The 17,010-nt window shown below is 70.3% G+C and carries 18 protein-coding genes; 9 read left to right on the top strand and 9 right to left on the bottom strand.

Annotated features, from left to right (window positions below):
- Positions 1–32 precede the first annotated feature (32 nt).
- The 4 genes from AAFN86_RS25245 to AAFN86_RS25230 all read right to left on the bottom strand — a co-directional run bounded on the left by AAFN86_RS25245 (position 33) and on the right by AAFN86_RS25230 (position 4,565).
- On the bottom strand, positions 33–866 hold the full coding sequence (locus AAFN86_RS25245) for a universal stress protein (RefSeq protein ID WP_347546370.1): 834 nt from the start codon (positions 864–866) through the stop codon (positions 33–35).
- 177 nt (positions 867–1,043) lie between these two features.
- Positions 1,044–2,225, bottom strand: coding sequence for an MFS transporter (locus AAFN86_RS25240; RefSeq protein WP_347546369.1), 1,182 nt, complete (start codon positions 2,223–2,225; stop codon positions 1,044–1,046).
- Positions 2,226–2,319: 94 nt separating this feature from the next.
- Entirely contained in the window at positions 2,320–3,711 is a 1,392-nt protein-coding gene (locus AAFN86_RS25235) for an FAD-linked oxidase C-terminal domain-containing protein (protein WP_347546368.1), read from the bottom strand.
- Between the two features lie 5 nt (positions 3,712–3,716).
- Entirely contained in the window at positions 3,717–4,565 is an 849-nt protein-coding gene (locus tag AAFN86_RS25230) for an arginine deiminase family protein (protein ID WP_347546367.1), read from the bottom strand.
- Between the two features lie 112 nt (positions 4,566–4,677).
- On the opposite strand from AAFN86_RS25230, the gene AAFN86_RS25225 reads away from it, so the two are divergent.
- The 4 genes from AAFN86_RS25225 (at position 4,678) to AAFN86_RS25210 (ending at position 8,290) form a co-directional block, all read left to right on the top strand.
- Positions 4,678–5,439, top strand: a complete 762-nt coding sequence (locus AAFN86_RS25225; protein WP_347546365.1) for an aldolase/citrate lyase family protein — start codon at positions 4,678–4,680, stop codon at positions 5,437–5,439.
- 3 nt (positions 5,440–5,442) lie between these two features.
- Positions 5,443–5,913 carry a thioesterase family protein gene (locus tag AAFN86_RS25220; RefSeq protein ID WP_347546364.1) on the top strand — a complete coding sequence of 157 codons (471 nt, stop codon included), beginning with the start codon at positions 5,443–5,445 and terminating at the stop codon, positions 5,911–5,913.
- A gap of 32 nt (positions 5,914–5,945) precedes the next feature.
- Complete coding sequence (locus tag AAFN86_RS25215; RefSeq protein WP_347546363.1) at positions 5,946–7,538, top strand: GMC family oxidoreductase N-terminal domain-containing protein; 1,593 nt, start codon at positions 5,946–5,948, stop codon at positions 7,536–7,538.
- A gap of 68 nt (positions 7,539–7,606) precedes the next feature.
- Positions 7,607–8,290, top strand: a complete 684-nt coding sequence (locus AAFN86_RS25210) for a hypothetical protein (RefSeq protein ID WP_347546361.1) — start codon at positions 7,607–7,609, stop codon at positions 8,288–8,290.
- A 46-nt stretch (positions 8,291–8,336) separates the two neighbouring features.
- On the opposite strand, the gene AAFN86_RS25205 is transcribed toward AAFN86_RS25210, so the two are convergent.
- The 5 genes from AAFN86_RS25205 to gltS all read right to left on the bottom strand — a co-directional run bounded on the left by AAFN86_RS25205 (position 8,337) and on the right by gltS (position 13,609).
- A complete protein-coding gene (locus tag AAFN86_RS25205; protein WP_347546360.1) occupies positions 8,337–9,596 on the bottom strand; it encodes a DNA polymerase IV in 1,260 nt (419 codons plus the stop codon).
- Positions 9,577–9,963: a hypothetical protein gene (locus AAFN86_RS25200; protein ID WP_347546359.1), complete on the bottom strand. Its 387-nt coding sequence runs from the start codon at positions 9,961–9,963 to the stop codon at positions 9,577–9,579. The genes AAFN86_RS25205 and AAFN86_RS25200 overlap by 20 nt, the downstream gene beginning before the upstream one ends.
- Before the next feature lie 96 nt (positions 9,964–10,059).
- The gene (locus AAFN86_RS25195; RefSeq protein ID WP_408906631.1) at positions 10,060–10,950 is read right to left on the bottom strand and encodes an ROK family protein; all 891 of its coding nucleotides are present in this window, start codon (positions 10,948–10,950) and stop codon (positions 10,060–10,062) included.
- 5 nt (positions 10,951–10,955) lie between these two features.
- Positions 10,956–12,419 carry a TAXI family TRAP transporter solute-binding subunit gene (locus tag AAFN86_RS25190; protein WP_347546358.1) on the bottom strand — a complete coding sequence of 488 codons (1,464 nt, stop codon included), beginning with the start codon at positions 12,417–12,419 and terminating at the stop codon, positions 10,956–10,958.
- Positions 12,420–12,424: 5 nt separating this feature from the next.
- On the bottom strand, positions 12,425–13,609 hold the full coding sequence (gene gltS, locus AAFN86_RS25185; RefSeq protein WP_347546357.1) for a sodium/glutamate symporter: 1,185 nt from the start codon (positions 13,607–13,609) through the stop codon (positions 12,425–12,427).
- A gap of 98 nt (positions 13,610–13,707) precedes the next feature.
- Between gltS and AAFN86_RS25180 the strand changes: the two genes are divergently transcribed.
- From AAFN86_RS25180 to AAFN86_RS25160, 5 genes are all read left to right on the top strand, one after another.
- On the top strand, positions 13,708–13,947 hold the full coding sequence (locus AAFN86_RS25180; protein ID WP_347546356.1) for a sulfurtransferase TusA family protein: 240 nt from the start codon (positions 13,708–13,710) through the stop codon (positions 13,945–13,947).
- Positions 13,944–14,873 carry a histone deacetylase family protein gene (locus tag AAFN86_RS25175; protein WP_347546355.1) on the top strand — a complete coding sequence of 310 codons (930 nt, stop codon included), beginning with the start codon at positions 13,944–13,946 and terminating at the stop codon, positions 14,871–14,873. Before AAFN86_RS25180 ends, AAFN86_RS25175 begins: the two co-directional genes overlap by 4 nt.
- An 83-nt stretch (positions 14,874–14,956) precedes the next feature.
- Complete coding sequence (locus tag AAFN86_RS25170) at positions 14,957–15,664, top strand: NYN domain-containing protein (protein ID WP_347546354.1); 708 nt, start codon at positions 14,957–14,959, stop codon at positions 15,662–15,664.
- An 88-nt stretch (positions 15,665–15,752) separates the two neighbouring features.
- Positions 15,753–16,718 carry a tripartite tricarboxylate transporter substrate binding protein gene (locus AAFN86_RS25165; RefSeq protein ID WP_347546353.1) on the top strand — a complete coding sequence of 322 codons (966 nt, stop codon included), beginning with the start codon at positions 15,753–15,755 and terminating at the stop codon, positions 16,716–16,718.
- A gap of 34 nt (positions 16,719–16,752) precedes the next feature.
- Positions 16,753–17,010, top strand: coding sequence for an exodeoxyribonuclease VII small subunit (locus AAFN86_RS25160; protein WP_347546352.1), 258 nt, complete (start codon positions 16,753–16,755; stop codon positions 17,008–17,010).

Below are 17,010 nucleotides of genomic sequence, written 5' to 3'. Positions count from 1 at the left end.
CGAGGCGCAGGCGAAAGCGAACGGATCCTGCCCTAATGCGCGACGAAGATCGGACAGGTGGCGCCGGCGAGCAGCTTCTGGGTCACCGATCCGGTGAACAGGGTGCGCAGGCCCGAATTCTCGTAGGCCCCCATGACCAGCATGCGCGCCGGCATGGCCGCCGCTTCCGCCAGCAGGGCTTCCAGCGGATGGGAGCCGACCACCGGCACGCCTTCCGCCGCCAATGTATGGCTGCGCAGGAAGGTCGCTGCCTCCTCGGCCATCCGCGCCGCCTTGGCGCGCGTGGGATCGACCGACAGCACCTTCACCGGCAGCCCCGCGCCAAGCCCGAGCAGGGCGAACAACTGCAGCGCCCGCATCGCCGGCACCGAACCGTCATAACCGACCAGCACGCCGCCCGCATCCGGCACCGGGCCCGGCGGCACCACCAGCAGCGGACGGGGCCCATCATGCAGCAGCGCCCCGATCACCGGCGCGACGTCGCCGTCATTCTCCTCAAGCCCCAGGGTCGAATCGCGGCCGATCACGATCATGTCATGGGTGGCGCCGGCGCCCAGCAACGCGGCCTCCGGTGCCTCGGTCAGCCGCAGGCGCTGGAAGGGCGTGTCCCCGGCCGCGGCGGCGCAGGCGGCAAAGGCCTGGTCGGCCTCGGCTTCCAGGCGTTGGGCGCGGGCGGCGTCGCGGCGTTCCTTGAAGGCGCCGGCGCCGGGGGGAACCGGTTCATGCGCGGCGTGCACATGCGGCCAGTCGAGCACCGTCGCCGCCGTCAGCGCGGCGCCGCTGCTGCGTGACAGGGCAATGGCGAGGTCGCGCGCCGCGATGGCGCCTGCGGTGTCGTCCAGCGCGACCAGGATACTGCGCAACATGGCTCGCTCCTCGCCCACCCCATGGGACGGCCGCCACTCCGTCCGGCCGGACGCCGCGGCCCCAGCCGCCGCACGATCTAGCGCGGATCGCGACCGGCGCGAAGCGCTGGCGCCCGAGCGCCCTGCCCTGTCATTGGCGGCGGCGCCGGCCGGGATCATCAAGGCGTGCCGGCGGGGTCAGGGCGGCCCGGGCAGGCGCAGGAAAACCAGGGTGCATACAACCAGCGCGCAGGCGAAGACCAGCAGCGCTGCCGCCAATCCGCCGGCCGACGCGGCCAGGCCCGAGACCGCCTGCAGCACCGCCGCGCCCCCGAAGAAGGATATGTTCATCGCCGACAGCGCCCGGCCGACACGTTCCGGCGGCACCGCCGCGCGCACCAGCGCGAAGCAGATCACCTGCGAGGAAACCAGCAGGCCGAAGCAGAACAGCAGCACCGCATCCGCCGCCACCCCCCAGCCGAGGGCGCCGCCCGCGACCAGCAGCCCGATCGCCGCCGCCGCGCCGAGATGCCCACCCACCAGCAGCGCACGCCGGTGCCGCTGCACGCGCCGTTCCAGCATGCCGAACACCACCGGCCCGACGGTCAGCGCCACCGTGCAGGCCAGCAGCACATTGCCGGCGGGCACGCGGGTCAGGCCCTTGACCTCCATCAGCCACGGCCCGCCCCACAGCCCGCGCACACCCAGCACGGCGGCGAAGGAGGCGAAGGCGATCACCACCGGCGCGCGGATCGTGCGCGACAGGCCAAGCGCGATGACATCGCGCGCATCGTCCAACATGCTCCGCCGCGCCTGGGGCGCGGTTCGCACGTCCCGGACGATGACGCAGACCGCAAGCGCGGCGCCCACCGCCAGCGTCGTGCAGGCGAGGTAGCCGCTGCGCCAACCGGCATGGTCCACCAGCAGCGCCAGCGGGCTGGCCGACAGCAGCATGCCGGTATTGCCGAAGGCCTGGATCACGCCGCCCCAAAGGCCGAATTTCTGGGGCGACAGGGTCTTCGCCGCATAGGTCATGGGGCACATCAGCATCCCCGAGCAGCCGACGCCCAGCACGACCTGCGCGGCCAGCATCGACCATGGCCCGGTCGCCACCGCCCCCAGCGCCGAACCCACCGCGGCGATTGCCAGCAGCGCCAGCGCCGTCGGCTTCACGCCAAAACGGTCGAGCGCCACGCCCACCGGCAGCATGGTCAGCGCGAAGGCCGCGGGGAAGGCGCCGGTCAGCGCCGCGAGGCCATCGGCGGTGATGCCGAGGTCGCGCTGCAGCACATCCGCCGCCATCGCCGGCAGCGTCCGCACCGCGTTGGAGAAGACATGCCCGAGCGTGAGCGCGAGGATCGCGAGGCTGAGGGCGTTCACGCCGCCGCCACGACCTCGGTCCCGGTCAGCCAAGCCGCGCCGGGAGGCACCGGTACGGCGTCGCACGCAGCGGTCGAACCGAACCGCATCGTGGTCAGTTCCGGAACATCTTGCCGGGATTCATGATGCCGCGCGGATCGAGCGCGACCTTCACGCTGCGCATCACCGCGAGCGCTTCCGCGCCATGTTCCTGTTCGAGGAATTCCCGCTTGCCCAGGCCCACGCCATGTTCGCCCGAGCAGGTGCCGCCCAGCGCCAGCCCTTCGGCAACGATGGCGCGATCCAGCGCCCAGGCCTGTTCCAGCCCTTCCTGGCTGCCCTCGGGGAACAGGATCAGGCAGTGGAAATTGCCGTCGCCGACATGGCCTACGATGCAGGACGTCAGGCCCGAGGCGCGCGACTTCTCCTTCGCCCCCAGCACTGCCTCGGCCAGGCGGGAGATCGGTACGCAGACATCGGTGGTGATGCCGCGATGGGCGGGCTTGAGCGCCACCGCCGCCCAATAGGCATCGTGCCGCGCCTGCCACAGCCTGTTGCGCGATTCCGCGTCGGTCGCCCAGGCGAAGCCGGTCGCGCCGTAGTCGCTCGCGATCGCCTCAACCGCCTCGGCCTGTTCCTTCACCCCGGCATCGGTGCCGTGGAATTCGAGGAATAGCGTTGTCTTCGCCGCGAAGCCCTCCAGCTTCGAATACTTGATGCAGGCCTCCATCTGGTCCTCGTCGAGCAATTCGATGCGCGCGACGGGGATGCCGGACTGCATGACGGTGATCACCGTCTCGACGGCGGCGGCCAATGTGGGGAACTGACAGACGGCGGCGGACATCGCCTCGGGGATGCCGTGCAGGCGCAGCCGCACCTTGGTGATGACGCCGAGCGTGCCTTCCGACCCAATGAACAGCCGCGTCAGGTCATAGCCGTTCGACGCCTTGCGGACGCGCCCGCCGGTCTGGATCACGCGGCCATCGGCGAGCACGACTTCGAGGCCCAGCACATTCTCGCGGATGGTGCCGTAACGCACCGCGTTGGTGCCGGAAGCACGGGTCGCGCACATGCCGCCGATCGTCGCGTGGCTGCCGGGATCGACCGGGAAGAACATGCCCTTGTCGCGCAGGAAGGCATTCAGCTCCTGCCGCGTCACGCCTGGTTCGATCAGGCAGTCCATGTCTTCCTCGTTCACCTCCAGCACCGCAGTCATGCGGGACAGGTCGAGCGAGATGCCGGCGCGTACCGGATTCACATGGCCTTCCAGGGACGTTCCCGCCCCGAAGGGCGTGACCGCCACACCATGCTGGTGGCACAGCGCGAGGATGCGGCTGACCTCCTCGGTCGTCTCCACGAAGGCGACGGCGTCGGGCAGGGTCGGGGTCGTGGTGTCCTCCCCGCGGCTGTGCTGTTCGCGCACGCTGCCGTTCACGCTGAGGCGGTCGCCGAGAAATTCCCGCGCGGCGGCAATGACGATCTCGACCGGGGTGGTGGTCAGGGACATGGGCGTTACTCCTCCCGCCCCAGCGGGCAGGTCAGGCAATGGGGACCGCCGCCGCCGGCGGTGAACAGGGAGAGGTCGGGGTCGAGCACGGTGAGGCCTTCCGCCCGCAGCGCGGCGTTCAGCGTCGCCGACCCGCGCGCGGATATGACGCGCCCGCCACCGAGCGCGAGGATATTGCAGCCGAGCTGCATCGCATCGCGATACGCCACGTCGATGCAGCGGATGCCGTGCGCGCCAAGCCAGGCGACGAAATCGGGATCGAGCACATCGAGGCAGGCCACCGCAAGCCCCGGTGCCGCCATGCAGAACAGCACGTCCAGGTGCAGGAAGTGTTCGTCGAAGACTTCGACCCGCACCTCCCAGCCCTCGGCGCGCAGCCAGGCGGCGAATTGCTCCGCGCCCGCCAGGTCGGTGCGGCCGCCGGAGGCGCCGATGCAGGCGAGGCCGGGCCGGATGATGTGGATGTCCCCGCCTTCCAGCGTGCCGGCGCTCGACTTGCGCCAGAAAGCGGCGGCATGGAAATCGATAACGGCGGCGTATTCCCCGCGCCGCTGCGGGCGTTCCAACTGCGTCAGCACCGGGCCCCAAGGCGTGACCACCGCCGAATCCCGCGTATAGGCCATGTAGGGCAGGTGCGGTTCGGGCGGCAGGATATGTACCCGCGCGCCGCCTTCGCGCAGTGCCGCGACCAGCTCGCCATGCTGCGCTGCGAGTGCCATCGCCGATGGCTGCTGCGCCCCTGCGAGCGTGCGACGCACGATCGCGTTGGTGGGGATCCAACGGTAGTGATCGGGCGGGCAGACCAGCACATCGGTCAGCGCGCCGGTCTCGGAACTGACGGCCCATTGCGACATGGCGCGCACCCTGCCCCGCGCATGCCTGCCAGTCCAGGGCCGGGTTTGACGCTTTCCGGGACGCAGCCTAGCGTCCCTGCCATAGCAGCCCAACAAGAGAGGAAGCGGCGCCATGGCGAATGCGGTCAAGGAAGCGTGGAAAGCCGGCAAGGCCGTGGTCAACGGGTGGCTCGCCATCCCGAACGCGTTCTCCGCCGAGATGTATTCCAAGTGCGGCTGGGATTCCGTGACCGTGGACATGCAGCATGGCGTCCAGGACTACCTGTCCTGCGTGGCCTGCTTCCAGGGCATCCAGCTGTCGCCCGGCGTGACGCCGATGGTGCGCGTGCCGTGGAATGAGCCCGGCATCGTCGGCAAGGTGCTCGATGCCGGTGCGATGGGCGTGATCTGCCCGATGGTGAACACCGTCGAGGAAGCCCGCGCCCTGGTGCAGTACAGCAAATATCCGCCGCGGGGCACGCGCTCCAACGGACCGATCCGGGCTGGCGCCTATGGCTCCTCGGGCAACTACCAGAAGACGGCGAATGACGAGATCCTCGTCATACCGATGATCGAGACCAAGCAGGCGATCGAGAACATCAAGGGCATCCTCGATGTCCCCGGCATCGACGGCATCTATGTCGGCCCGTCGGACCTCTCCTTCTCCTACGGCAAGGAGCCGAAGCTCGACGTCGAGGACCCGGAAATCCTGGCGATCTACGACATGCTGCTGGCCGAGACGTCGAAGCGCGGCATCGCGGCGGGGCTGCACAACGGCTCCCCGGCCTATGCCAACAAGATGATCCAGAAGGGCTTCAAGCTGGTGACCATCGCCAACGAGGTCGGGCTGATGTGCCAGGCGGCGACGGCGGCGGTGAAGACCGCGCGCGGCTGACGGATGGACGGCGCGGCAAAGCGGCAGCCAAGCCGCGCCGACTTCCGGTTCTTCATGGCGCACCGGGTGCGCTACGTCGAACTGGACACCCAGGCGATCGTCTTCAATGCCCATTACCTGGCTTGGTATGACGAGGCGGCGTCGGACTACATCCGCGCCGCCGGCTGGGCCTACCAGGATGAGGTGAAGGCGTCGGGCGCGGATTTCCACGTCGTCCGCGGCCTGGTCGAATACAAGGTCGCGATCGGCCGCAAGGCGGAGATCGAGATCGGCGTGCGCTGCACCCGCATCGGCCGCACCTCCATCGCCTTCCAGCCTGCGGTCTTCCCCAAGGGCGGCGATACGCTGCTGGCGACCGGCGAGATCGTCTGGGTGCTGACCGACCAGGCGACCCGTCGCCCCACCCCGATCCCCGACAAGTTGCGGACCATGCTCGCAGCGTTCGAGGGGATGGATTTCAGCGCCCCGCCGTAGGACGCTGCCGCAAACAGTGCGGAAGCCCCAGGATGGAAACGGACTACCTGATCATCGGCGCCGGTTCGGCCGGTTGCGTCGTCGCCGCGCGCCTTTCGGAAACCGGCGCGCGCGTCACGCTGCTGGAAGCGGGGCCGAAGGACCGCCACCCCTGGATCCACATCCCCGCGGGGATGCTGAAGCTGCTGCAGAACCAGAACCTCGTGAACTGGGGCTACGTCGCCGAGCCGACGGAAGCCGTGAACAACCGCGAGATCCGCTGGCCGCGCGGACGCACGCTGGGCGGCACGTCATCCATCAACGGCATGCTGTATGTCCGCGGCAATCCGGCGGATTTCGACATCTGGGCGCAGATGGGCTGCCGTGGCTGGTCCTATGCCGATGTGCTGCCCTTCTTTCGCCAGTCCGAGACCTACCGCAACGGCGGCGACCCGGACTTCCGCGGCCAGGGCGGTCCGCTCCAGGTCGAGGACTACCGCACCATCCTGCCGCTGACCCATCGCTTCATCGAGGCCGCGCAGCAGGCCGGCCACCCGTTCCGGAAAGACCTGAACGGGGAAGAACAGGAAGGCGTCGGCTATTCCCAGATGACCCGCGTCGGTCGCTGGCGTGGGTCGACGGCGCGGACCTATCTGCGTGCGGCCGGTGATCGCGTGCGGGTGGAAACCGAAGCCCAGGTCAGCCGCCTGCTGTTCGACGGAAGCCGCTGCATCGGTGCCGAATTCCGCCAAGGCGGGGAACTGCGCCGCATCACCGCCACACGCGAAGTGATCCTGTCCGGCGGGGCGGTGAATTCCCCGCATGTGCTGCAGATGTCGGGCATCGGGCCGGCCGACCATTTGCGTTCGCTCGGGATCGAGGTCCGCGCCGACATGCCTGCCGTCGGTGCCAATCTCCAGGACCACTACGTCTCCCGTGTGCAGCATCGGGTGAAGGACAGCCTGTCCACTAACCAGCTCGCGCGCGGCGCGCGGCTGGTCGGCGAGGTCGCGCGCTTCTTCCTGCGCGGCAATGGCGCCCTGACCTTCGGCGTCACCACCGCGCAGGTCTTCTCACGGTCGCGCGACAGCCTGGCCAGCCCCGACCTGCAATTGCTGTTCACGCCGGCGTCCTATGCCCCCGGCCAGTTCGGCGTGCTGGAGAAGGAGCCCGGCATGACCTGCGCCATCTGCCCGGTGAAGCCGGACAGTCGCGGCACGGTGATGGCGGTTTCGGCCGATCCCTTCGCGAAGCCGGCGATCCGTCCGAACTACCTCTCGGCGCGATCCGACCAGGCGTTGCTCGCCGCCGGCATCCGCATGGTGCGCGACATCTTCGCCCAACCCGCGATCGCGCAGCACAGCGTGCAGGAAATCCTGCCCGGCCCTGGCGTTGCCTCGGATGACGAGATGCTCGCCTTCAACCGGCAATACGGCACGACGATCTACCACCCGGTCGGCACCTGCCGCATGGGGGAGGACCCCGGCAGCGTGGTGGACAGCCGGCTGCGCGTCCGGGGCGTCGCGGGCCTGCGCGTCATCGATGCCTCGGTGATGCCGACGCTCACCACCGGCAACACCAACGCGCCGACCATCATGATCGGCGAGAAGGGTGCGGCGATGATCCGGGAGGATGCCGCCGCGTGAAGTGAATCACAGCGGCGCGTCACGTCCATAGCGCAGGATGCCAGCAGCCGACAGCATCGGAGGCATCCATGCGTATCCCCGCCACGGGTCTCGCCGGACTTTCCCCGCGCCGCCGCCGCATCATCTGCGAGATCCTGCCCGCCGTGGTGCCCAGCAGCTATGGCAGCGCGCGGTTCAGCGAGATCGACGCCAACTACAAGCCCGGCGCCGGCTACACGACCTGTGGCGGCCTGCCGACGCTGGTCGCACGGCGGCTCGGCGTCTCCGCGGCGCAGCGCAAGGAAGGCATGGGTGGATACGGGCTGGTCGGCATGCGCAACGGCGCCATACGGCGCGGCGCCTGGGTCCATGCCGGGAGTTGTCCCGGCAATGGCGCAGTGACCTCCGCGCCGTTGGGTACGCGGCCGCAACCGGGCGACATCTACATACTGTGCAGCGGTGGCGGCCATGATTTCGGCTGCTGCACCATCCAGCGGGAAGCCGAGACGGACCCGTTCCCGAAGCATCTCGGCGCCAAGGTCGAGCATATCGGCGTGATCGTCGACACCGACTGCAACGCGCTCTGGATCACCGCGGACGCCGGACAGGGCGGCAACGAGCAATACGCCGACTACATGCCACGCCAGTATGACGACACCACCGGATACATGACCGGCGAGCAATCGCGTGAGGGCAAGCCGATGCGCCGGCTCTGTGGCTGGGTCGATGTGGACCGCTACCCCTTCGAGGATGGCTTCAACGGCCAGGCGTAGCGGCGGCGGCCGGGCAAGCCCGACGCAGCCACCACGACGCGGTGCGTCACGTCTTGCGGAGCCCCCGTCCGCGCAGCACCGCGCCCTCGCCAAACTTCGCGCGCAACGTCTCCACCGCCTGCCAGCGGGCGGCGCGTTTCGGCGCCTCCGGATCGGCCAGGTCGCCCAGATCGGCGTCCGCGGCCGGCGCCAATGGCTGCGCACCGATGCCGATCAGCCGGAATGCGGTGCCATCCACCTCCTTCGCCAACAGCGGCCGTGCCGCGGCGAACAGCACATCGGGTAGCCGTGTCGGTTGCGGCAGGCGGACCGCACGCGTGCGCGTGGCGAAGGCGGCTGTCTTCAGCTTCAGCGTCACGCCGCCGGCGGCAAAGTCCTTCTCCTTCAGCCGTCGCGCGAGCTTCTCGCACAGCCGCCACAGCGGTGCTTCCAGTGCCTCCTGCGCGCTGATGTCCGTCTCGAAGGTTGTCTCAGCGCTGATCGACTTCGTCTCGCGATCAGGGTTCACGCGCCGCGTATCCTCGCCGCGCGCACGGGCGGCGAGCGCCGGCCCGTCCTCCCCGAAGCGGCGCATCGCGTCACGCGCATCCAGCGCACCAAGTTGCCCGAGCGTCGAGAATCCCGCCGCCTGCAACCGCTTCGCCATCGCCGGCCCGACCCCAGGCAGCAGCGACACCGGCTGCGGCGCCAGCCAGCCCGCCGCCTCCCCCGCTCCGATCACCGCGAAGCCGCGCGGCTTGTCGCGTTCCGCCGCGAGCTTCGCCATCAGCCGGTTCGCCGCCAGGCCGATGGAGACCGTCACGCCGACCTCGCGTTCCACGGCCAGCGCAAAGCGCGCCAGCACCACCGCCGGCAGGGCGCCGTGCAGCGCCTCGGTACCCGCGAGATCCAGCACCGCCTCGTCGATCGACATCGGCTGCACCAGCGGCGTCAGCGCCTCCATCATGGTGCGGATGCGGCGGCCTTCCTGGACGTATTTCGCCATCTCCGGCTTGATCACCACCGCATCGGGGCACGCGGCGAGCGCCTTGAACATCGGCATCGCACTGCGCACGCCGCGCGTCCGCGCGATGTAGCAGCAGGCGGAGACGACGCCGCGCTTGCCACCACCGACGATCACCGGCTTCGTCAGCAATTCGGGGCGGTCGCGCTTCTCGACGCTGGCGTAGAAGGCGTCGCAATCGACATGCGCGACGGTCAGGCGGAACAGGTCTGGATGCGAGACCACCCGGCGCGACCCGCAGGCGGCGCAACGCGTGGTGGTAGGCTCGACAGCGTGCAGGCAGTCACGACACAGCGTCGGCATGGCCACGGCCGATCAGGAAGGGCAGCGCGACAAGCCAGGCGAGCAACGGCAGCATGACGGCCTGTTCTGCCAGGCTGCGAGGGGCGCGATCGGCGGCAAACCCGCTCGCCTGCAGCGCGAGGCCCACCGCGATGTCGAGCACGAGCACCACGCCCAGCGCCACAACCGCTGACATCGCGCGACGACGCCATGGCACCCGTGCCATCACACGCCGGGCCGCCATCCATAGCAGCAGCGCCATGGCGGCTGCCTCGGCGAGCGCGGCCGACAGGCCACCGATCCGTGGGGCGAGAATCAATTCCCGGATCGGACCCAGGATCGCGCCGGCGAGGAAGGCGAGCGCGCCGTAGGTGAGGCCGGGCTTCATGGGCGCTGGAGGGGCGCCGCCCCTCCAGACCACCCCGCCAGGGGCCAGCGGGCCCCTGGACCGCAGGCTTTTGGCGCCGGGCCGGGTGGGGCGTGGCTATGGCACATCCCACAGCCTCGCGGCGCCGAACACGCCGGACGAATCGCCATGCTTCGCCCGCACAATCGGCGTGCGGGCCACGTCACCGAAGACGTGCGGCGCCATCAGCCTCGGCACCTCGGCATACAGGTGCTGCATGTTCGACAACCCGCCGCCCAGCACGATGACATCCGGGTCGAGGATATTGGCGATCATGCCGAGTGCCCGCGCCAGCCGGTCGGCATGCCGTGCCAGCGCCGCGTCGGCCTTCGCATCCCCCGCCGCGGCGCGCGCCGGCAGCCCGCCGGCATCGCGTGCGCCAGGACCGTCGCAATCGGCGGCGAGGCCGGGGCCGGAAAGGAAGGTCTCGAGACATCCATGCCGGCCGCACCAGCAGCGCGGCCCCGGGAATTCCTCCGGCCGCATCCAGGGCAGCGGCGTGTGGCCCCATTCCCCGGCGGTGCCGTTCGGACCATCCAGCAGCCGGCCGGATGACACTATGCCGCCGCCGCAGCCGGTGCCGATGATGACGGCGAAGACCGTGCGATACCCGGCCCCCGCGCCGTCCGCCGCCTCGCTCATCGCCAGGCAGTTGGCATCGTTGGTGATGCGCACCGCCCGACCGATCGCCGCCGCCAGGTCGCGGTCGAGCGGCTGGCCGTTCAACGCCTGGGAATTGGCGTTCCGCATCAGCCCGGTGACAGGGCTGAGGCTGCCGGGGATGCCGACGCCCACGGTGCCGCGCGCGCCGGTCTCGCCTTCCGCCTCGCGCACCAGCCCGGCCATCGCCTCGACCGTGGCCCGATAGCCGGGCGGCGTGGCGACGCGGCGGCGCAGCCGCACCGTGCCCGCATCATCGAGGGCGACGATCTCGATCTTGGTACCGCCGAGGTCGATGCCGAACTTCATCCCGATCACCGGGCCCCTGGACCGAAAAAGGCAAGAGCCGCCGGATGGAAGGGCAAGGGCAGCGGGCCCGCCGCCGTTTCCCGCCGGATCATCAGCGCGGCGGGACCACCGGCTGCGGCCAGGCCCTGGCCATCGAGCAGCGTCGCCAGCATGGCTGCGACCTCGGCCTGGGTCAGGGTTTGGGACGCGACGAGAACGGCCTGGGTGGCAAGCGTGGGCACGGCGTCCTCCTGGTTCGGATAGGTGCCGGCCGGGATGGCGAAGCGGATCAGCGGCCCGCCAGGGCCGGCAAGCGTGGCCATCGCCGCTTCCTCCAGCGGCAGGAAGCGCAGTGGCAGGGCATCGGCAAGGCGCAGCACGGACTGCGCGGGGGCGAGGCTGACACCGATCGCGGCGGCCACGCGGCCCGTCCCCAGGGCCTCCGCCAAGGCGTCGGGCGCGAGCGCCACGCGCGGCGTGGTGGCGGCATCGAGGCCATGGGCCAGCAGCACTTCCTCCGCCGTGACGCGCGCGCCGGAGCCCGGCGCGCCGACGCCAACCGGCCGCCCGGCGAGGTCCGCCATGCGCCGGATGGCGGAAGCCGCCGGCACGCCGACATGCACGGCCTCGGGATACAGTGCCGCGACGGCACGCAGCCCCGGCATCGCGGGCAGGTCCCACTCGCCCGCACCGCCATGCAGCGCCCGCAGCGCGACATCGGCCTGGGCGATGCCGGCAACGGCCGTGCCATCGGCGATCAGGCGCAGGTTCTCGACGCTGCCGGCCGATGGCAGGGCGACGGCGCGGCCCAGCCCCTGGCCCGGCGGCAGGCGGGCGAAGGCCTCGGCCAGGCGGGCATATTCGGAACCCGGGGCACCGCCGGCGATGGACAGGCCATGGCGCAGCCGCGCCTCGCGCGCTTCGATGTTGCGCCAGGCCTGGGCCAGTTCCTGCTCGATCACCGGCGTCATCTCGGCGCCGGTGGCCCGCCCGCCGGCAGTCAGCGCGGTGCCGATGGCACGCAGCAGGCGTTCTGCCTGGGCACCGGGGCCGTCGAAACTGGTGGGTGGCGTATCGTCCCAGGCGGCGGAAGCGAGCGGGACCCAGCGCCCGGCTTCTTCCCGCAGGCGCAGCGCGCCGTTCACCCGGATCACGTCGCCGGCGCGGTTGCCGTCCCGATTGGCGCCGAGGATGGCGCGCGGCGCCGCACCCAAGGCCGCCGCCAGCGATTGCAGGTTGCGCCCATCCCAGGCGCCGAAGGCATGGTCGCGCGCCAGCCGCAACCGCGCGGCGAAATAGGCGATGCGCGCCCCGCCCGCCGGGTCGGGCGCCTGGCCCATGCGACGGAAGCTCTCAATCTCCAGCAGGCCGGGCCCGGCGGCCTCGACGATGCGTGCCTGCACCATCGCCCGCAGCGCGTCGGTATCCGGCATGGCCAAGGCCGGCGGGGCCGCCAGCAGCGCGATCAGAAGAAGAAGGCGTCGGAGCATGGCGGCTACTCTCCGAAGACCGGCAGGGTCAGCGCGCCGGTCAACACCAGCGCATTGGCCAGGTCGATGAAGAAGGCCCCGGTCAGCGGCACCACCAGGAAGGCGACCGGCGCCGGCCCGTATCGCCCCGCCACCGCCTGCATGTTGGCGATCGCCGTCGCCGTCGCGCCCATGGAGAATCCGAGGAAGCCGGCGGTCGCCACCGCTGCCTCATAGTCGCGGCCCATCATGCGGTAGACCACCAGCACCGCGTAGATCACCGCGAAGGCCGCCTGCGCGCCGACGATCGCCATCAACGGCCCGGCGAGGGCGGCAAGTTCCCACAGCCGGATCGTCGCCATGGTCATCGCCAGGAACAGCGCCAGCGCCATGCTGCCGACTAGGTCCACCGAGGCATCCGACACCGGCAGGCGGATCGCCGGTGCGATCAGGTTGCGCACGATCACGCCGGCGAACAGGCACCACAGGAAATCCGGCAGGGCGATCGGTGCGCCGGCGGTCAGGCTCGCCATCCAGCCGCCGAGTAGCAGGCAGAACAGCACGAGGCAGGTGGTGACGATCGCCCCTTCCGTCGTGGCGGGTTCGACCCTGTCCTCGGCGGTCGCGGTGTGGCCGCCGGCGGCGATCGGTGCGCGCCCGCGCAGCAGGTATTGCGCGACCGGCCCGCCCACCACGCCGCCGAGCACCAGCCCGATCGTAGCGGACGCCATGGCGAGGCCCATCACGCCGGCCAGGCTGTGCGTTTCCTCGAAAATGCGGGCATAGGCGGCCCCGGTGCCATGCCCGCCGACCAGCGTGACCGATCCGCCGATCAGCCCGATCAGCGGATGCTGGTCAAGCAGGATCGCCATGCCGGTCCCCAGCGCATTCTGCGCGATCAGGAACGGCACGACGCAGGCGAGGAACAGCACCAGCTTCGGCCCGCCCTTGCGCAGCCGCCCCAGATCCGCCGACAGCCCGACCGAGGCGAAGAACGCCAGCAGCAAAGGTCCGCGCAACACCGAGGAGGTCTCGATCACCAGCCCCGACCAGGCATGCAGCGCCGCCGCGACCAGCGCGAAGGCCAGCCCGCCAGAGATCGGCTGCGGAATGTTGTAGCGCGCGAGCACGCCGATGCCGGCATTGAGGAAGCGCCCCGCCAGCAGGATCGCCGCCGCCAGCGCCAGCGTTCCCGTCGAATCGAGCGTCATGCGGGCACCTCCGGTGGCAGTGTGCACTGTCCGGCGCGCGGTGCGGAACCCTGCGCGGCGCGCTTGCCCCGGGCGGCGGCGGGTGGTGCAATCCCCGGATGGGTGAAACGCTGCTCGACGTGAAGGGCCTGACCTGCCCGCTGCCGGTGCTGAAGGCCAACAAGGCGCTGCGCGGGCTGCCGGCCGGGTCGCGGCTGACGGTGCTGACGACGGACCCGGCCTCGGTCGCCGATTTCCGCGCCTTCTGCAAGGAGACCGGCCATGCGCTGGTCGCCTTCGGGGAGGAAGCCGGCGCCTACCGCTTCGTCATCCGCAAGCGGGAGGATCCGCCCGCATGAGCGTGCTGCTGCTGACCCATCGCGCCTGCCTGCATCACGATCCCGGTCCGCATCACCCGGAATGCCCGGACCGGCTGCGATCGGTGCTGAAGGCGCTGGATGCCGGGGAATTCGCCGACCTGATCCGCGACCAGGCGCCGCTCGCGACGGTGGACCAGCTGACGCGGGTGCATCCGGAGAACTACGTCTCGGCCATCCTGGCGATCCGCCCCGAACCGGATGAGCATGTTGCTCTGGATGGCGACACCATCATGTCCTGGGGCAGCGCGGAGGCTGCGCTGCGCGCGGCCGGCGCGGCTGTCGCGGCGGTGGATGCGGTGATGAAGGGCGAGTTCCGCCGCGCCTTCTGCGCCACGCGCCCGCCGGGGCATCATTGCGAGGTGGCGCGGCCGATGGGCTTCTGCCTGTTCGCCAATGCGGTAATCGCGGCGCGGCACGCGCAGGCGGAACATGGCGCGAAGCGCGTCGCCATCGTGGATTTCGACGTCCATCACGGCAATGGCAGCCAAGCCTGCGTCGAGGCCGACGGGTCGATCTTCTATGCGTCGTCGCACCAATGGCCGCTGTATCCGGGCACGGGGGATGTGTCCGAACACGGCGTGGGCAATGTGTTGAACGTAACGCTGCCGCCGGGCGCCGACGGCGCGGCGTTCCGCGCCGCCTGGGCGGACCAGATCATCCCGGCGGTCGAGGCCTTCGCGCCGGATCTGTTGGTGATCTCGGCCGGCTTCGACGCCCATGCGGCAGACCCGCTGGCGCAGCTGCGGGTGCGGGAGGCGGATTTCGCCTTCGTGACGGAAGCGCTGTGCGCCATGGCGGAACGCTGCTGCGCGGGGCGGGTCGTGTCGCTGCTGGAAGGCGGGTACGACCTGGAGGCGCTGGGGCGGTCCACGGCAGTGCATGTGCGGGCGTTGATGCGGACGTAAGGCCCGGAAGCGCGACGGGCCAGATGCGTTGGAATGCGGGGATCATCATGGCAGGCGACACCAGCGGCACTGCCTGACTTGCCGTGCTGATCGATGCCGACAACGCAAACCCCAAGGTCATCGAGGCCCTGCTTGGGGAGGTTAGTCGATACGGTATCGCCAGCGTCAAGCGGGCCTATGGCGACTGGACGACGCAGCAGCTTGGCGGTTGGAAGACCAGCCTGCTGGATCATTCCATCCAGCCCATGCAGCAATTCGCCAATACCAAAGGCAAGAACGCGACCGACAGCGCGATGATCATCGACGCGATGGACCTGCTGCACATGCGGGGCCTGGATGGGTTTTGCATCGTCCCAAGCGACAGCGACTTCACGGGGCTGGCGCGCCGCATCCGCGAGAACGGTCTGCTGGTCGTGGGCTTCGGGGAGAAAAAGACCCCGAAGGCCTTCGTCGTCGCCTGCGACCGCTTCGTCTACACGGAACTGCTGCAGCCCCCCGAGGCGAAATCCGCGGCAACGACGGTTGCGTCACCCGAGCCACCTCGCGAAGTCCTGGACCTGATCCGCAATGCGATCGAGGCAGCTTCCGACGACACCGGGTGGGCCCCACTTTCTGCAGTGGGCAGCAATATCGCGAAGCAATCCCCGGATTTTGACTCCCGCAGCTATGGCCACGCGAAACTCAGCGGGCTGGTAAAGTCGCTGCCCAAGCATTTTCAAGTACAGGATCGGCCGCGTCCCGATGGTCAGTCCAAGGTGGTGTTCATCCGCGACCGACAAAGCGCCGCTTAGGTCATCTGGAAAGCGCGGAGGCCCAACCCTGGACGCCGCCGCCACCGGGCAGTATCCCCGCCGCCGACTCCACCGGGAAGGAACCGCCATGAACCGCCGCGCCCTGCTGGCCGCCCTGCCGGCCGCCGCCATATTGCCTGCCGCCGCCGGCGCGCAGACCTGGCCCGACGCCCCCATCCGCGCCATCGTCCCCTTCGCCCCCGGTTCAGCCACCGACACCGTCGCCCGCGTGGTCGCGGATGGCATGCGCCCCTCCCTCGGTCAGCCCGTGGTGGTGGAAAACCGCGCCGGCGCCAACGGCCTGATCGGTGCGGAAGCGGTCGCCCGTGCCGCGCCGGACGGCAACACCGTCCTGATCGGCACCAATTCCACCAACGCCGCCGCCAACGCCCTGTTCCGCCGCGTGCCCTTCGACATGGAGAACGGCTTCATCCCGGTCTCCACCATCGCCACCGTCCCGCTGCTGGTCGCGGTGAAGGCCGACAGCCCGTACCGGACGCTCGCCGACCTGATCGCGGCGGCAAAGGCGCGGCCGGAAGGGATCACCTTCGCCTCCGCCTCCTCCTCCCAGCGCGTCGCGACGGAATCGCTGGCCGCGATGGCCGGCATCAAGATGCTGCACGTCCCCTACCGCTCCTCTCCGCTCGCGGTGCAGGACGTGCTGTCGGGCCGCGTGGACCTGTTCATCGCCGACCAGGCGGTGATCCTGCCGCAGGCGCAGGCCGGCGCGCTGCGCATCCTGGCCGTCACCTCCGGCCAGCGTTCCGCCGCCGTGCCGGAAATCCCGACGGTGCGCGAGGCCGGCAACCTGCCGGACTACGAAGTCATCGCCTGGTTCGCCCTGTTCGTCCCGGCAGGGACCCCGGCCGACCGCGTCACCCGGCTCAACGCCGCCGTCACCGCCGCGCTGGCGACGCCCGAGGTCCGCACCCGTCTCGGCACCTTCGGCATGGATATCCGTGGCTCGACCCCGGCCGAGGCGGTCGCCTTCGTTCGCGCCGAGACGGTCAAGTGGACCAACGCCATCCGCCAGGCGGGCATCGAGCCGGAATAGCCCCCGCCGCCCTTTGGCGGTAGAATGGGCGGGCATGGCCAGTAAACCGACCGAGGCGGGCGACAAGCCCGCCGCTATAGACACCCTCACCTTCGAGCAGGCGCTGGCCGAGCTCGAAGGCATCGTCAAGGCGCTGGAAACCGGACAGGGGGCGCTGGAATCCTCGGTTTCCGCCTATCAGCGCGGCGCCGCATTGCGGGCGCATTGCGAGCGGAAACTCGCCGAAGCCGAGCAGAAGGTGCAGGCCATCGTCGAAGGGCCGTCCGGCCTCACGTTGCGGGATGTCGAATAG

Origin of the sequence: Roseomonas sp. CAU 1739, assembly GCF_039839775.1 — a bacterium.
In the GTDB taxonomy this organism is placed as follows: domain Bacteria; phylum Pseudomonadota; class Alphaproteobacteria; order Acetobacterales; family Acetobacteraceae; genus Neoroseomonas.
The sequence above is the reverse complement of the archived record's forward strand: the minus strand, read 5'-3'. Positions and strand labels throughout refer to the sequence as shown.

Excerpts from the sequence above, each read along its gene's own strand:
- AAFN86_RS25245 (WP_347546370.1), bottom strand. The coding sequence starts at position 866 with ATGTTGCGCAGTATCCTGGTCGCGCTGGACGACACCGCAGGCGCCATC.
- AAFN86_RS25235 (WP_347546368.1), bottom strand. The coding sequence starts at position 3,711 with ATGTCCCTGACCACCACCCCGGTCGAGATCGTCATTGCCGCCGCGCGG.
- AAFN86_RS25230 (WP_347546367.1), bottom strand. The coding sequence starts at position 4,565 with ATGTCGCAATGGGCCGTCAGTTCCGAGACCGGCGCGCTGACCGATGTG.
- AAFN86_RS25225 (WP_347546365.1), top strand. The coding sequence starts at position 4,678 with ATGGCGAATGCGGTCAAGGAAGCGTGGAAAGCCGGCAAGGCCGTGGTC.
- AAFN86_RS25220 (WP_347546364.1), top strand. The coding sequence starts at position 5,443 with ATGGACGGCGCGGCAAAGCGGCAGCCAAGCCGCGCCGACTTCCGGTTC.
- AAFN86_RS25215 (WP_347546363.1), top strand. The coding sequence starts at position 5,946 with ATGGAAACGGACTACCTGATCATCGGCGCCGGTTCGGCCGGTTGCGTC.
- AAFN86_RS25210 (WP_347546361.1), top strand. The coding sequence starts at position 7,607 with ATGCGTATCCCCGCCACGGGTCTCGCCGGACTTTCCCCGCGCCGCCGC.
- AAFN86_RS25205 (WP_347546360.1), bottom strand. The coding sequence starts at position 9,596 with ATGCCGACGCTGTGTCGTGACTGCCTGCACGCTGTCGAGCCTACCACC.
- AAFN86_RS25200 (WP_347546359.1), bottom strand. The coding sequence starts at position 9,963 with ATGAAGCCCGGCCTCACCTACGGCGCGCTCGCCTTCCTCGCCGGCGCG.
- AAFN86_RS25195 (WP_408906631.1), bottom strand. The coding sequence starts at position 10,950 with ATGAAGTTCGGCATCGACCTCGGCGGTACCAAGATCGAGATCGTCGCC.
- AAFN86_RS25190 (WP_347546358.1), bottom strand. The coding sequence starts at position 12,419 with ATGCTCCGACGCCTTCTTCTTCTGATCGCGCTGCTGGCGGCCCCGCCG.
- gltS (WP_347546357.1), bottom strand. The coding sequence starts at position 13,609 with ATGACGCTCGATTCGACGGGAACGCTGGCGCTGGCGGCGGCGATCCTG.
- AAFN86_RS25180 (WP_347546356.1), top strand. The coding sequence starts at position 13,708 with ATGGGTGAAACGCTGCTCGACGTGAAGGGCCTGACCTGCCCGCTGCCG.
- AAFN86_RS25175 (WP_347546355.1), top strand. The coding sequence starts at position 13,944 with ATGAGCGTGCTGCTGCTGACCCATCGCGCCTGCCTGCATCACGATCCC.
- AAFN86_RS25165 (WP_347546353.1), top strand. The coding sequence starts at position 15,753 with ATGAACCGCCGCGCCCTGCTGGCCGCCCTGCCGGCCGCCGCCATATTG.
- AAFN86_RS25160 (WP_347546352.1), top strand. The coding sequence starts at position 16,753 with ATGGCCAGTAAACCGACCGAGGCGGGCGACAAGCCCGCCGCTATAGAC.